The 13,907-nt window shown below is 71.4% G+C and carries 14 protein-coding genes; 4 read left to right on the forward strand and 10 right to left on the reverse strand.

Annotation, left to right across the window (positions count from 1 at the left end):
• Positions 1-627: 627 nt before the first annotated feature.
• A complete protein-coding gene (locus OGH68_RS14615; RefSeq protein WP_264250086.1) occupies positions 628-1,104 on the reverse strand; it encodes an RrF2 family transcriptional regulator in 477 nt (158 codons plus the stop codon).
• A gap of 152 nt (positions 1,105-1,256) precedes the next feature.
• On the opposite strand from OGH68_RS14615, the gene OGH68_RS14620 reads away from it, so the two are divergent.
• The gene (locus OGH68_RS14620; RefSeq protein WP_264244220.1) at positions 1,257-1,985 is read left to right on the forward strand and encodes an SDR family oxidoreductase; all 729 of its coding nucleotides are present in this window, start codon (positions 1,257-1,259) and stop codon (positions 1,983-1,985) included.
• Positions 1,986-2,031: 46 nt separating this feature from the next.
• Here OGH68_RS14620 and OGH68_RS14625 read toward each other — a convergent pair whose 3' ends face one another.
• A complete protein-coding gene (locus tag OGH68_RS14625) occupies positions 2,032-2,811 on the reverse strand; it encodes a DUF817 domain-containing protein (protein ID WP_264244222.1) in 780 nt (259 codons plus the stop codon).
• A gap of 221 nt (positions 2,812-3,032) precedes the next feature.
• On the opposite strand from OGH68_RS14625, the gene OGH68_RS14630 reads away from it, so the two are divergent.
• Positions 3,033-4,670 carry a penicillin-binding transpeptidase domain-containing protein gene (locus tag OGH68_RS14630; RefSeq protein WP_264244226.1) on the forward strand — a complete coding sequence of 546 codons (1,638 nt, stop codon included), beginning with the start codon at positions 3,033-3,035 and terminating at the stop codon, positions 4,668-4,670.
• 55 nt (positions 4,671-4,725) lie between these two features.
• Positions 4,726-5,217, forward strand: coding sequence for a YbaK/EbsC family protein (locus OGH68_RS14635; RefSeq protein WP_264244229.1), 492 nt, complete (start codon positions 4,726-4,728; stop codon positions 5,215-5,217).
• A 52-nt stretch (positions 5,218-5,269) separates the two neighbouring features.
• Here OGH68_RS14635 and OGH68_RS14640 read toward each other — a convergent pair whose 3' ends face one another.
• From OGH68_RS14640 to OGH68_RS14670, 7 genes are all read right to left on the reverse strand, one after another.
• Positions 5,270-6,052, reverse strand: coding sequence for an SDR family NAD(P)-dependent oxidoreductase (locus tag OGH68_RS14640; protein ID WP_264244232.1), 783 nt, complete (start codon positions 6,050-6,052; stop codon positions 5,270-5,272).
• Entirely contained in the window at positions 6,049-7,239 is a 1,191-nt protein-coding gene (locus OGH68_RS14645; protein WP_264244235.1) for a serine hydrolase domain-containing protein, read from the reverse strand. Before OGH68_RS14645 ends, OGH68_RS14640 begins: the two co-directional genes overlap by 4 nt.
• A gap of 56 nt (positions 7,240-7,295) precedes the next feature.
• The gene (locus OGH68_RS14650) at positions 7,296-7,772 is read right to left on the reverse strand and encodes an organic hydroperoxide resistance protein (RefSeq protein WP_319020207.1); all 477 of its coding nucleotides are present in this window, start codon (positions 7,770-7,772) and stop codon (positions 7,296-7,298) included.
• A gap of 118 nt (positions 7,773-7,890) precedes the next feature.
• Entirely contained in the window at positions 7,891-8,370 is a 480-nt protein-coding gene (locus tag OGH68_RS14655; protein ID WP_264244238.1) for a MarR family winged helix-turn-helix transcriptional regulator, read from the reverse strand.
• Positions 8,367-9,146, reverse strand: coding sequence for an energy-coupling factor ABC transporter ATP-binding protein (locus OGH68_RS14660; RefSeq protein WP_264244240.1), 780 nt, complete (start codon positions 9,144-9,146; stop codon positions 8,367-8,369). Before OGH68_RS14660 ends, OGH68_RS14655 begins: the two co-directional genes overlap by 4 nt.
• Positions 9,143-9,904: a cobalt ECF transporter T component CbiQ gene (gene cbiQ, locus OGH68_RS14665; protein WP_264244242.1), complete on the reverse strand. Its 762-nt coding sequence runs from the start codon at positions 9,902-9,904 to the stop codon at positions 9,143-9,145. Before cbiQ ends, OGH68_RS14660 begins: the two co-directional genes overlap by 4 nt.
• Positions 9,905-9,922: 18 nt before the next feature.
• On the reverse strand, positions 9,923-11,002 hold the full coding sequence (locus OGH68_RS14670; RefSeq protein ID WP_264244243.1) for an energy-coupling factor ABC transporter permease: 1,080 nt from the start codon (positions 11,000-11,002) through the stop codon (positions 9,923-9,925).
• Positions 11,003-11,172: 170 nt separating this feature from the next.
• On the opposite strand from OGH68_RS14670, the gene OGH68_RS14675 reads away from it, so the two are divergent.
• Positions 11,173-11,514 (forward strand): SsgA family sporulation/cell division regulator, encoded by a 342-nt coding sequence (locus OGH68_RS14675; RefSeq protein WP_264244245.1) that lies wholly within the window; start codon positions 11,173-11,175, stop codon positions 11,512-11,514.
• Positions 11,515-11,723: 209 nt separating this feature from the next.
• Here OGH68_RS14675 and OGH68_RS14680 read toward each other — a convergent pair whose 3' ends face one another.
• On the reverse strand, positions 11,724-13,889 hold the full coding sequence (locus tag OGH68_RS14680) for an MMPL family transporter (RefSeq protein ID WP_264244249.1): 2,166 nt from the start codon (positions 13,887-13,889) through the stop codon (positions 11,724-11,726).
• Positions 13,890-13,907: the final 18 nt, after the last annotated feature.

The raw sequence follows: 13,907 nt of genomic DNA on the forward strand, positions 1-13,907 counted from the left end.
TCGAACGGAATCGCCTCGCCTGTCGGCGGCATATTAAGCAGACACACAACGCCCGTTTCGATTCATCTGGGTGATGTCGCCGGAACCGACCGATACGCATCAAGAATGTATGACCAATAAGCTGGCTGGCCGTCACTCATCCGCGCGGCGATGCATCGTTGATGGACTAAATCCTCCTGATAGGCCGACCGTCGGCCTACTCCCGCCAGCGGAATGACGCTCAATATGATGTTGAACCGTATGTGGCTCGCCATGGACCCGAACTGTTCGAACTCTGCCAGTTCCACCACAGCCTCAGCTCACTGAGAGTTACGCCGTTCGCTGGATGGCCAGGCGGCAGCCAGGCGCCATGGCATCCACAACTGACATCAACGTGGCCGGACAGCAGCGGATGGAGGAGGCCCTACGGATCGGAGGGTCGCCTGCGTCCAAGCTCTCGACGCTCTGTGCAGTGCCGAAATCGAACTCCTAAGGCGGTGAGGGGCAGCGCTGTCCACGCCGACCGCAGCAGACCTCAGCGACCGCCCCGCCGATAGTTCGCATTTCTGGCCCATCTGCACGGGCACCCCGATCCCGGTCGACGAGTGGCGCAACCGGATGTGGCTGGACACCTGGGTGCAGCCGCGCTCAGGCGTCCGGCCCGGTCAGCCACGCCCTGATCCCGGCCAGCGCGGCGGGGCCGTAGTCCGAGTCGACACCGCGGACCAGATCGGCGATCGAGACGGCCCGCAACGCCGCGCGCCAGGCCTCGTCCGCCCCGGCCATCGCGCGGGCGATCGTGCAGGGCACGGTGCACGACTCGGCGGGAGTGGCCAGCGGACCCCGCTGGCGGATCTCGGTGCAGGTGAAGGCCCGGCCGGGGCCGTCGACCGCTTCGACCACATCGAGCACGGTGATCGAGGCGGGTTCCCGCGTGAGCACGTAGCCGCCCGCCTTGCCCTGCACGGAACGCACCAGCCCGGCGCGCGAGAGCGCCTGCAGCTGCTTGGCCAGATAGCTGGCCGACACGTCGTGCAGCTCCGCCAGCCGGACCGCCGGGACAGGCTCCTGGGTCGCCGTGAGCACGACGCAGCAGTGCAGGGCCCACTCGACTCCACCGGACATCTTCACCCGATCACTCTAATCGAGCCGCTCTTGACTCGGACATAACTTGTCCGAGTAGTATCCCGGATACAAGATGTCCGAGTTCGGCTCACGCCGCGCCCCGGCGGGGCGTATGCCATATTGCGGACATACCTCCCGGCGAAGGGCATGTCATGAAGGTCGCAGTCATCGGCGGTACCGGTCTGATCGGGTCACAGGTCGTCAAGAAGCTGAACGCCGCCGGCCACGAGGCGGTACCCCACGCGCAGTCCACCGGAGTCGACGTCATCAGCGGCCAGGGACTGGACGAGGCGGTGGCGGGGGCCGACGTCATCGTCAACCTGACGAACTCCCCGACCTTCGACGAGGCCTCACCGGCCTTCTTCCGGACATCGATGGAGAACCTCCTGACCGCGGGCGAGCAGGCCGGCGTCCGTCACTTCGTCATCCTCTCCATCGTCGGCGTGGACCAGGTGCCGGAGCTGGACTACTACCGGGCCAAGGCGCTCCAGGAGGACATCCTCACGGCCGGGCCCATCCCCTACTCGATCGTGCGCGCGACACAGTTCATGGAGTTCGTCGACGCGGTCCTGTCCTGGACCGCCGACGGCGACACCGTGCGGCTGCCCGCCACACCGATCCAGCCCATCGCCGCCGAGGACGTGGCCGAGGCGGTGGCCGAAGTCGCCGCGGGGACCCCGCTGAATGGCATCCGTAACATCGCCGGCCCCGACGTCTTCCCCCTGGACGAGCTGGGCCGGATCACCCTGTCCCACAACTCCGACGGCCGTACCGTCGTCACCGACCCCACGGCCGGCATGTTCGCCGCCGTCAAGGGTGACGTCCTCACCGAAAAGAACGCCCGCCTCGCCCCCACCCGCTACACCGACTGGCTCTCCTGAACCGCCCCCGCCCCGCCGGCCGCCCCGCGGGGAGCCGCACCCGGGCTCACTGGGCGGGGCGCGGCCGGCGGCCGGCGCGGGACCCGGCCACCAGGACGAAGGTCACGGAGATCAGCAGCGCCCACGCCCCGAACTTGGTCACCGAGACCGGCTGCCAGCCCGCCAGCTGGTCCGGGTAGCTCCAGGCGCCCGCATAGGTGGAGATGTTTTCGGCGATCCACAGGAAGAAGCCGATCAGCACGAAGGACAGGGCCAGCGGCATCCGGTGGTCCTGCTCCCCCACCCGGAACCGCACCCGGGTGCCCGCGGTCGCGCACAGCACCAGCGCCGCCAGTATCCAGCGGGCGTCCGGCAGCCAGTGGTGGGTGAAGAAGTTCAGGTAGACAGCGCCGGCCAGCACCGTCATGGCCCGGTGCCGGTAGCCGCCCAGGCGCAGGTCGAACAGGTGCCAGGCGCGGCAGACGTAGCTGCCCACGGCCGCGTACAGGAAACCGCCGTACAGCGGGACGCCCGCGACCTTGGCCACCGCGTCCTCCGGGTAACTCCACGAGCCCATCCGCACCTTGACCAGCTCGAAGAGCAGCCCGATCAGATGGCACGCGGCGATCACCGCCGTGTCCCGGGCGCTGTCCCAGCCCACCTTCCTCGCGAGCACCGCCAGCCCGACGCCGTAGGCCAGCAGCAGGTCGTAGCGCGCGACCGGGAGCTGCGGCAGCACGGCGGAGACGGCGATGCCGCCGATCAGGGCCACGGCGAAGGCGCAGCAGCGCAGCTGGAGCAGCCCGAAGCGGAGCAGCTGACGTGTCCAGTAGGCGAGGGTTCCCATGGAGGGAGGGACGCCGCCCGTTCCCGCCCGGTTCGACCGGCACGGCCGGGGGCCGGCAGCGCTGCGGCGCGGGAATTCCGGTCGGCAAACCTTCACGTCCCGGTCGCGTCCCGGTCCGATAACGACCGCAGACGCCGACGCTCCTGTCACGTAAAGTGCGGACCGACTCATGCCTTTGAACATGTTCAAGGTGCATGCACTCTGGGGAGGGGGCTGCGGTCATGCGCAGTGGAGCAAAGGTCGCCATCGTCGGCGGCGTCTTCGCGGTCGTCGCGACCGGCGTCGGCTACGGGGGCTACAACCTGTACACCGGGCTCACCGGCTCCGATGGGAGCGGTACCAGTACCAAGGCCGGGTCGGAGGAGAAACGGACCGGACCGCCCGACGCGGACGAGATCGAGCAGACGGCCAAGGACTTCCTCGCCGCCTGGGCCGAGGGCAGGGGCCTCGAAGCGGCCCAGCTGACCAACAACCGGGCCGAGGCGGAGCCGCTGCTGACCGGGTTCAGCGAGAAGGCGCACGTCACCGATGCCGTCATCAAGCCCGGCCGGCCGACGGGTGCGACCGTGCCGTTCACCGTGGACGCGACGGTGACGTACGAGGGTATGAGCAAGCCCTGGTCGTACGCCTCGAAGCTCACCGTCGTCCGTGGGCTGACGACCGGGAAGGCGCTGGTGGACTGGCAGCCGTCCGTGGTGCACCCGAAGCTCACGAAGGGCGCCTCACTGGTGACGGCGGAGGCGTCGGCCCCGCAGATCAAGGCGGTCGACGACAACAACGTCGCGCTGACGAGAGAGCAGTACCCCTCGCTCGGGCCGGTCCTGGACCAGCTGCGCAAGAAGTACGGCGCCGAGGCCGGCGGCGCGCCCGGCATCGAGCTGGCCATCACCTCCGCGACGGCGGACGTGCCCGACCGGACGCTGCTCACGCTGACGAAGGGCAAGGCGGGCACACTGCGCACGACCCTCGACGCGAAGGTCCAGGCCGCCGCGGAGAAGGCCGTGAAGAACTACTCCGCGGCGTCCGTCGTGGCGATCCAGCCCAGCACGGGTGAGATCAAGGCGGTCGCCAACGCCCGGCCCGGGGAGTTCAACGCGGCACTCCAGGGCGCCCAGGCGCCGGGCTCGACGATGAAGATCGTGACGGCCGCGATGATGATGGACAAAGGGCTGGTGAGCGGCCCGGGTTCGCCGGTCGTATGCCCGCCGACCATCACGTGGGAGCGCGTGTTCCACAACCTCAAGGACTTCTCGCTCACCGGCGCCACCTTCCAGCAGGCCTTCGCCCGCTCCTGCAACACCACCTTCATCAAGCCGGTCAAGCCGCTCGGCGACGGCGCGGGCACGGCGCTCGGCGACACCGCACGCAAGTACTTCGGCATAGGTCTCAACTGGCAGACGGGTGTCGTGACCTTCGACGGCAAGGTGCCGGAGTCGACGGGCTCGGAGACCGCCGCCTCGTACATCGGCCAGGGGCGGATCCAGATGAACGCCCTCAATGTCGCCTCCATCGCCGCCACCGCGAAGAACGGCGCCTTCAAGCAGCCGGTCATCGTCCCGCAGGACCTGGACGGCCGCGAACTCGCCGAGGCCACACGCCTGCCCGGCTCGATCGCCGGGGCGCTGCGCCAGATGATGAACGCGACCGCCACGAGCGGCACGGCCGCCGAGGCCATGGCCTCCGTGGGCGGCGACAAGGGCGCGAAGACCGGCTCCGCCGAGGTCGACGGGCAGGGCGACTCCAACAGCTGGTTCACCGGGTACGCCGACGACCTGGCCGCCGCCGCGGTCGTGCAGGCCGGCGGACACGGCAGTGACGCGGCGGGACCGGCCGTCGCCCAGGTGCTGAACGCCCGCTGAGCCCAGGGGTGAAACCGCTCGCACGGCCCGTACGGCTACCGCTAGCGTGCGGGCCATGAGCACTCACGACACCGTCGGCGCGCACCCCCGTTTCGCCGAGGCCCTGCGCGAGCTCGGCCTCGACGTCCCCGTGCGCCGCTTCCCGGACGCCACCCGGACCGCCGTGCAGGCCGCCGAGGCCATCGGCTGCGACGTCGGCGAGATCGTCAAGTCCCTGATCTTCGAGGCGGATTCCGCGCCGGTGCTGGTGCTGATGGACGGTGCGTCCCGTGTCGACGTGGAGCGGGTACGGCAGGAGCTGGGCGCCGAGGCCGTCAAGCGCGCCGGCGCCGACCTGGTGCGGGAGACGACCGGGTACGCGATCGGGGGCGTGCCGCCGTTCGGCCACCGGACCCGTACCCGGGTGCTGGCCGACCGGGGGCTGCTCGACCACGACGTGGTCTGGGCGGCGGCCGGGACCCCGCACGCGGTCTTCCCGCTCGACCCCAAGTCCCTGATCGCCCACGCGGGCGGCACCCTGGTGGACGTCCGCGAGCGCACCGCGTGACGCCGTCGGCGGACATCGGTCCGATTCTCAGGGCCGGCCGGGGGCCTGCCCGTCACCGGTCCCCCGAGCGCTCCTCCACCACCATCTGCCGGAAGCCGGTGTTGACGGCCAGCAGCCCTCCGTCGACCGGGAGCGTCGCGCCCGTTACCCATGCCGCGTCGCGCGAGGCGAGGAAGGCGACCGCCGCGGCGATGTCCTCGGGCTCGCCGACGCGGCCGAGCGGATAGACACCGTTCAGGACCTCGAGGCTCGTCTCCCTGCCCTCCCAGGAACGGGTGCGGATCGTGCCGGGGTTGACCTGGTTGACCCGGATGCCGCGCGCGGCGCCCTCGCCCGCGAGGGTGCGGGTCAGCGACGCGAGACCGGCCTTGGCCGCGCTGTAGGCGTGGCCGCCGAAGTCCTGCTCGGCGTTGACGGAACCGATGTTGACGATCGCGCCCCGCCCGTGGGCGGCCAGGTGCGGCCATGAGGCCCGTGCGCAGCGCAGGGCGCCGGTGAGCGTGATGTCGAGGTCCTGCTGCCAGCCGTCGTCCGGCAGTTCCTCGAGCGGCCCTTCGTGCCGGGACGCCGAGAACGCGTTGTTGACCAGTACGTCCAGGGATCCGAGGTGTTCCACCGCGTACGCGACGGCCGCCCGGACCGACTCCCGCTCGCCGACGTCGCAGCGGACGAAGGCCGCGCCGTCGATCGTGGCCGCGGTCCGCTCGGCCGCGTCCGTGTCGATGTCGGCGATCAGCACCCTGGCGCCCTCGGACGCCAGCCGCCGTGCCGTGGCCTCGCCGATGCCCCGTGCCCCGCCCGTGATCAGTGCGCCGTAGCCCTCGAAACGTGTCATAGGGCCGAACGTACCGCCCGGATCAGCGCCTGGGCACGGGGATCGGCGGTAACGCCCTTGCGCATGCCGTTGGTTGTGTAGCCGAGTGCGACACCCGACTCCGGGTCGGCGAAGCCGAGGGACCCTCCACGGCCGGGGTGGCCGAAGGAGCCGGGGCCGAGCAGCGGTGACGCGGGGCCGTGCAGCATGAAACCGAGTCCGAAGCGGGTGGGCACGACCAGCACCCGGTCGGGCCCGGCTGACTCCTCGGTGCGGGCGAGGGTGAGCGTGGCCGGTGCGAAGAGCCGGGGCCCGCCGTCGACCTCTCCGATGGTCGCGGCGTAGAAGCGGGCGAGCGCGCGGGCCGTGGATATGCCGCCGGAGGCGGGGAGTTCGGCGGCGCGATAGGCCGGGTCGTTCTCGTCGGGGAGCGGGTCGACGGCCTCGAAGGCGCGCCGGGTCAGCGATGCCGGGTCGCGGTAGGCCTCTGCCACGGCACGCTTGGGCCGCAGCTTGAGGCCGCCGCCCGCGGCGGTCGGCGGCTCCGCGATCTGCCCGAGCCGCCCCACCCGGTGGGCCTCCTCGGAGGGCAGCCCTATCCACAGGTCGAGGCCGAGGGGGCGAGCGATCTCCTCCGCGACCCAACGGCCCAGGGTGCGCCCGGTGACGCGGCGTACCAGTTCGCCGAGGAGCCAGCTGTAGGTGTGCGCGTGGTAGCCGTGCTCGGTGCCGGGCTCCCATGCGGGTGCCTGCGCGGCCAGCGCGGCCGGACCGCTGACGCCGTCCGCCGCCTCCGCCGGCGTGAGCGGACGGTCCAGCACCGGCACACCGGCGCGGTGGGAGAGCAGGTGGCGTACGAGAACCCGCTCCTTGCCGGCCGCCTTGAACTCGGGCCAGTAGGTGCCCACCGGTGCGTCCAGGTCGATCTGGCCGCGCTGGTGGAGCAGCAGGACGACGGCCGCGGCGACGCCCTTGGTCGCCGAGCGGACGACCTGTGCGGTGTCGACCGCCCACGGTTCGTGCCCGTCGACGTCCCGGGTGCCGGCCCACAGGTCGACGACCTTGCGCCCGTCGCGGTAGACGGCGACGGCCGCCCCGCGTTCGCCGCGCTGTTCGAAGCCCCGCGTGAAGGCGTCCGCGACCGCCTCGAAGCCGTCCGCCACCGTGCCCCGGACGTCCACCACGTCTGCTCCTTCGCTGCGATCCATCCCCCCATGGTGCAACGTGGTGCAGACCACTCCGCGCCCGGGGCGGCCGGGCCGGGTCAGCTGAGCACGATGGAGACGTCGATGTTGTCGCGGGTGGCGTTGGAGTACGGGCAGACCTGGTGGGCGGCGGCCACGAGCCGCGAGGCGAGGTCCTGGTCGATGAGCGGCAACGAGACGTTGAGGGCGACCGCGAGGCCGTAACCGCGCGCGTTGTTGGGGCCGATGCCGACCTTGGCGGCGACGGTGGAGCCGCTGAGGTCGAGACCAGCGCGGCGGCCGACGAGCACCAGGGCGTTGTGGAAGCAGGAGCTGTAGCCGGCGGCGAAGAGCTGTTCCGGGTTGGTGCCGTTGCCGTCGCCGCCGAGCGCGGGCGGCATGGCGAGGCGTAGTTCGATCCGGCCGTCGTGGCTGGTCACATAGCCGTCGCGGCCGCCGTGGGCGGTGGCCTCAGCCACGTACATGATCTTCGTCGGGCGGGTGTCGGCCGCGCCGTAGCTGCCGGCCGTGCCGGAGGTGTCGGCCTGTTGGCTCATGCTGCGTCCCCGATGTGCGTGCGCCGGCGGGTCCGCATCGCGTGCTCCGGCGCGTGAATTCGTCGCGGAATTACGGAATTACATCGCGCACAATGTATCGGAGGGGCCGATCTTCCGATTACTCCGGGGCGGCCCGCACGGCCGTCTCCGCCAGGCGGTGCAGGTCGGCCCGGAGCCGGGCGATCTCGGCACCCTCCAGACCGGTGCTCACCAGCAGCTGGGCGGGCACCCGCGCCGCCCGTTCGCGCAGCGCCTCGCCCTGGTCCGTCAGCACCAGCCGCACGGAACGCTCGTCGGCCGCGGAACGCTCCCGCCGCACCAGACCCGCCGCCTCCAGCCGCTTGAGCAGCGGCGAGACCGTGCCGTAGTCGAGCCGCAGCGCGGAGCCCAGTTCCTTGACGGGAATCTCGCCGCGCTCCCACAGCACCAGCATCGTGAGGTACTGCGGGTAGGTCAGGCCGAGCTCGGCGAGCAGCGGCCGGTAGGCGGCCGTGACCGCCCGCTGCGCCGCGTACAGCGCGAAGCACAACTGGTCGTCGAGCAGCAGCGACGCCCCCGCCGCCCCGCCCCGGTCCTCTTGTCCGCGCTCCGTGTTCACGCGCCTATTGTCACGGACCTCGGGTCGAAGCCGAAGGGCAGCTCCAGCCGGTGCTCGCGCATCAGCCCGTCGTCGCTCAGCAGCTCCTGGGTGGTGCCGTCCGCGGCGATGACGCCGCCGCTGAGGATCACCGACCGCGGGCACAGCTCCAGGGCGTACGGCAGGTCGTGGGTGATCATCAGCACGGTGACGTCCAGCGAGCGCAGGATGTCGGCCAGTTCACGGCGCGAGGCCGGGTCCAGATTCGACGACGGCTCGTCGAGCACCAGGATCTCCGGCTCCATCGCGAGCACGGTCGCGACGGCGACCCTGCGGCGCTGCCCGAAGGAGAGGTGGTGCGGGGGCCGGTCGGCGAAGCCGTCCATGCCGACGCGGGTCAGCGCGGTCGTGACCCGGGCCTCCAGCTCGTCGCCGCGCATGCCGGCCGACGCCGGGCCGAAGGCCACGTCCTCCCGGACCGTCGGCATGAACAGCTGGTCGTCCGGGTCCTGGAAGACGATGCCGACACGGCGGCGGATCTCCGCGAGGTTCTTCCGGTCGACCGGCAGCCCGGCCACGGCGACGGAGCCCACGCCGCCGGTCAGGATGCCGTTGAGGTGCAGGACGAGCGTGGTCTTGCCGGCGCCGTTGGGACCGAGGAGGGCCACCCGCTCGCCGCGCCCGACGGTCAGATCGACGCCGAACAGGGCCTGGTGGCCGTCGGGGTAGGCGTACGCGAGCCCGCGTACGTCCAGCGAAGGACTCGACGAAGGGCTCACGGCGTCCGAAGCAGTCATAGCGTCCATCCCAGCAGACAGACCGCGAGCGCGGTCACGGGCAGTGCGGCGGCGGACGACCACTGGGCCCGGGTCGCCCGCACATCGTCGAGGACCGGCATCGTTCCGGTGTAGCCGCGGCTGACCATCGCGAGGTGCACCCGCTCGCCCCGCTCGTAGGAGCGGATGAACAGGGCACCGGCGGACTTGGCGAGCACGCCCCAGTGGCGTACGCCGCGCGCCTCGAAGCCGCGCGAGCGGCGGGCGATCGACATCCGGCGCATCTCGTCGGCGATGACGTCGCCGTAGCGGATCATGAAGGAGGCGATCTGGACCAGCAGCGACGGCAGGCGCAGCCGCTGCAGGCCCAGCAGCAGCGAGCGCAGCTCGGTGGTCGAGGCGAGGAGCACGGAGGCGGCGACGCCGAGCGTTCCCTTGGCGAGGATGTTCCACGCGCCCCACAGGCCGGGGACGGAGAGCGGGATCCCCAGCACCTCCGTCTGCTCGCCGGGCACCACGAAGGGCATCAGCAGCGCGAACGCCACGAACGGGATCTCGATCAGCAGCCGCTTCAGCAGGAAGCCCGCCGGGACGCGGGCCACGGCCGCGACCGACCCGAGCAGCACCGCGTACAGCCCGAAGGCCCAGACGGCCTCGCGCGGGGTGGAGACGACGACCAGCACGAAGCCGAGGACGGCGAGCAGCTTGCAGTGCGCCGGCAGCGCGTGCACCGGCGAGTGGCCGTGCCGGTAGAGCTTGTGCGCGTGTCCCGCACCCATGTCCGAGGCCGCCCCCGCTCAGACGGAGCTCTGCACTGGGGTGCACTCTTCGCCGGCCGTGTCCCGCCGGCGGCGCACCACATGGAAGACGCCGGTGCCGACGGCCACGGTCGCGCCGACGCCGATCGCACCGGCGAGGCCGCCGGAGAGGCGGGCGTCCTCGACGTCCTTGACGCCGTAGTCCGCGAGCGGGGAGCCGGCGGCCGCGTGCTCCTTCGCCGAAGCGTCGAAGCCCTTGTCGGCGGCGACCTTCTCCAGGCCGTCGGGGCTGGCGGAGGCGTAGAAGGAGACGAAGCCCGCGAGAACGAGACTGGTCACCAGGCCGCCGAGCCACAGACGGCGCGGCGAGCGGGCGGCGGCCGGAGCGGGGCGGGCGGCGGGCGCGTCGACCAGCTCGCCGCCGACGCGGAGCTTGAGCGGCGTGGACAGGCCGCGGGCCCCGTACACGAGGTCGGGCCGTACGGCGACGACGGCGCCCACGGTCAGCATGGTGATCACGGCCTCGCCGACGCCGATGAGGACGTGGACGCCGACCATCGCGGTGAGGACCGAGCCGACGGGCACCTCGGTGACCCCGCCGACCGCGTAGACCAGGGTGAAGGCCGCCGCCGACGCGGGCACGGAGACCAGCGCGGCGACGAAGGACGCGGCGGTCACCGAGCGGCGGGTCCGCGGCAGGACCTTGACCAGGCCGCGGAAGAGGCCGTACGCGACGAGGACGGTGACGACGCCCATGACGGTGATGTTGACGCCCAGGGCGGTGAGGCCTCCGTCGGCGAAGAGGATGCCCTGCATCAGCAGCACGACGGCGATGCAGAGCACGCCGGTGAACGGCCCGACGAGGATGGCCGCCAGCGCCCCGCCGAGCAGATGCCCGCTGGTGCCGGCGGCGACGGGGAAGTTGAGCATCTGAACGGCGAAGACGAACGCGGCGACCAGGCCCGCGAGCGGCGCCGTGCGGTCGGCGCCGGGCAGCGCGGCCTCACAGGCGCCCAGTTCCCGGCGGGCGCCGCGGAGGCCGGCGGCGACCGCTCCGGCGGCGACGACTCCGGCGGCCACCGAGACGGGCGTATTGATGAATCCGTCGGGGACATGCATGGAGAGCTCCGCTTCGGACAGATGAACAACTGCTCAATGATAGTGCCCAGCTGCAAACGACTTGCAAGAGCGCATTGGTCACACACATGGAGCGGACAGATGAAGGCGGAGCGCTCTGCCCTAAATATGGGACATTAGAGACAAAGCGGATGAGTGTGAGGAGCTTGCCGATGTCGCACGCCGTCAAAGAGCAGGCAAGTGGCCGGATCGTCACCGACGCTCCTCAGCACCGACCTGTGCGTGTCTTCCTGACCTACGACCCCGCGGAGAACCCCGGAACCGTCAGTTTCGCGTTCCCCAGCGGCCGGGAGTGGACGTTCCCGCGTGCGCTCCTCGAGTCGGGGCTGCGGGCGCCCACCCGGGACGGGGACATCGGAATCTGGCCGTGCGGCCGGGTCCAGGCCATCATCGAGTTCCACACGACCGACGGTGTCGCCGTCGTCCAGTTCGACGCGAAGACGCTGATCCGGTTCCTCCAGCACACCTACGCGGTGGCGACCCCGGCACTCTGAGGCGCCGGGCGGCGGTGCCACAGCGCTGCCCGGCCGGCGATTGCCCCGACGCACAAAAGTGGCCGTATCCGCCGGCCCCATGCCCGGCGGATACGGCCACGGTCCGTACCGGCCCCCGTCCCCACGGTGCCGGCACGGACGCCGGGGGTCCGCTCCCCGGGTGGCGCGGCCGGGCCGCGCCACCGGGGACCCCCGGAGTCCCCGTGGACTCAGACGCGGACCAGTTGGCGGTCCTCGTCCGGGTCACCCGGTCCGGAGGCGAGCTCCTTCCGCAGCTTCTCGCCCTCCACGTCGACGTCGGGCAGCGCCCGGTCGAGCCAGCGGGGCAGCCACCAGGCCTTGTGGCCCAGCAGCGCGAGCACGGCGGGCACGATCGCCATGCGGACCACGAACGCGTCGAAGAAGACGGCGATCGCGAGACCGAAGCCGATCATCTTGACCATCTGCTCGCTGGAGCCGATGAAGCCGGAGAAGACGGCGATCATGATGACCGCGGCGGCGGTGACCACGCGGGCCCCGTGCCGGAAACCGGTGACGATCGCCTCTCCGGGCCGCTCGCCGTGGACGTACGCCTCCCGCATCCGGGTGACCAGGAAGACCTCGTAGTCCATGGCGAGACCGAAGACGACACCCACCATGAAGATCGGCATCATCGACATGATCGGGCCGGTCTGCTCGACGCCGAACAGCGAGCCCAGCCAGCCCCACTGGAAGACGGCCACGACCGCACCGAGCGCCGCGACCACCGACAGCAGGAAGCCGAGGGCGGCCTTGAGGGGTACCAGGACCGACCGGAAGACCACCATCAGCAGCAGGAAGGCGAGACCGACGACGAGCGCCAGGTAGGGCAGCAGCGCGTCGTTCATCTTCTGCGAGAAGTCGATGTTCATGGCGGTGGCGCCGGTGACGAGCACCTCGTCGCCGCTCCTGTCACGGATGTCGTGGACCAGGTCCTCGGTCTCGACCGAGGACGGCCGGTCCTCGGGGATCACCGTGATCATCGCGGTGTCGCCGGCCTTGTTGAGCGTCGGCGGGGTGACGGCGACGGCGCCGTCGAGGCCCTTGATCACCTCGGCCGTGCGGTCCGCGGCGCTCTTGTCACCGTCGACGACCACCAGCAGCGGTCCGTTGAAGCCGGGCCCGAAGCCGTCGGACAGCAGGTCGTACGCCTTGCGCTCGGTGGTGCTCGTGGGCTTCGCGCCGTCGTCGGGCAGGCCCATCTCCAGGGAGGCGGCGGGCACGGCGATGGCGCCGAGGCCGAGCACACCGGCGAGCAGCACGGTCACCGGCCGGCGCAGCACGAAGCGCGCCCACCGGGTTCCGGCGTTCGGCTTGTCCGAGACCGGCAGGCCCTTGCGGGCCTTGCGGCCGAGGACGCGCTTGCCCGCGAAGCCGAGCAGCGCCGGGATCAGCGTGAGGGCGATGAGGACGGCGATGACGACGGTGCCGGCCGCGGCGAAGCCCATCTTGCTGAGCATCGGGATGTTGACGACGGCGAGGCCGACCAGGGCGATGACGACGGTCAGGCCGGCGAAGACCACCGCGGAGCCGGCCGTGCCGACGGCCCGCCCGGCCGCCTCCTCGTGCTCCCGGCCCTCCGCCAACTCGGCGCGGTAGCGGGAGACGATGAAGAGCGCGTAGTCGATGCCGACGGCCAGACCGATCATCATCGCGAGGGTCGAGGTGGTGGAGCCGAGGTCGAGGACGTTCGCCAGCGCGGTGATCGTGGAGATGCCGATACCGACGCCGATGATCGCGGTGAGCAGCGGCAGTCCCGCGGCGACCATGGAACCGAAGGTGATCACGAGGACGATGCCCGCGACGACCACACCGATGATCTCGCCGGCTCCCTGCTCGGGCATCGTCTGCAGGGCGTCACCGCCGATCTCCACCGTCAGCCCCGCGTCGCGCGCCCCGGTGCCGGTCTCCTTGAGCGCCTCTCGCGTGTCGTCGGTCAGCTCCATCGCGTTGACCTTGTACGTGACCGAGATGTACGCGGTGGAGCCGTCCTGCGAGACGGCCCGGGCGGCGTACGGGTCGGTGACGGAGGCGATCTGGTCGGAGCCGGCCTTCAGGTCGGCGACGGCCTTCTCCACCTCGGCCTTGTGGCCCGCCTCGGTCATCTTCCCGCCGTCGGGGGCCTTGAAGACGACCCGGGCGGTGGCGCCGTCGGCGCTGCCGCCGGGGAAGCGCTCCTCGAGCAGGTCGAAGGCCTTCTGGGCCTCCGTCCCCGGTATGGAGAAGGACGAGGAGGTGGCGGTGGGCGCGGTGGCGGCGCCGACTCCGGCCAGCGCCAGCAGTGCCACCCACAGCAGGGCGACGAGACGACGCCGCCGGAAGGCGGACCGTCCGAGTTTGTAGAGAAACGTGGCCACGAGGGCTACTCCCGTTGA

This window comes from Streptomyces peucetius, from assembly GCF_025854275.1.
GTDB lineage: Bacteria > Actinomycetota > Actinomycetes > Streptomycetales > Streptomycetaceae > Streptomyces > Streptomyces peucetius_A.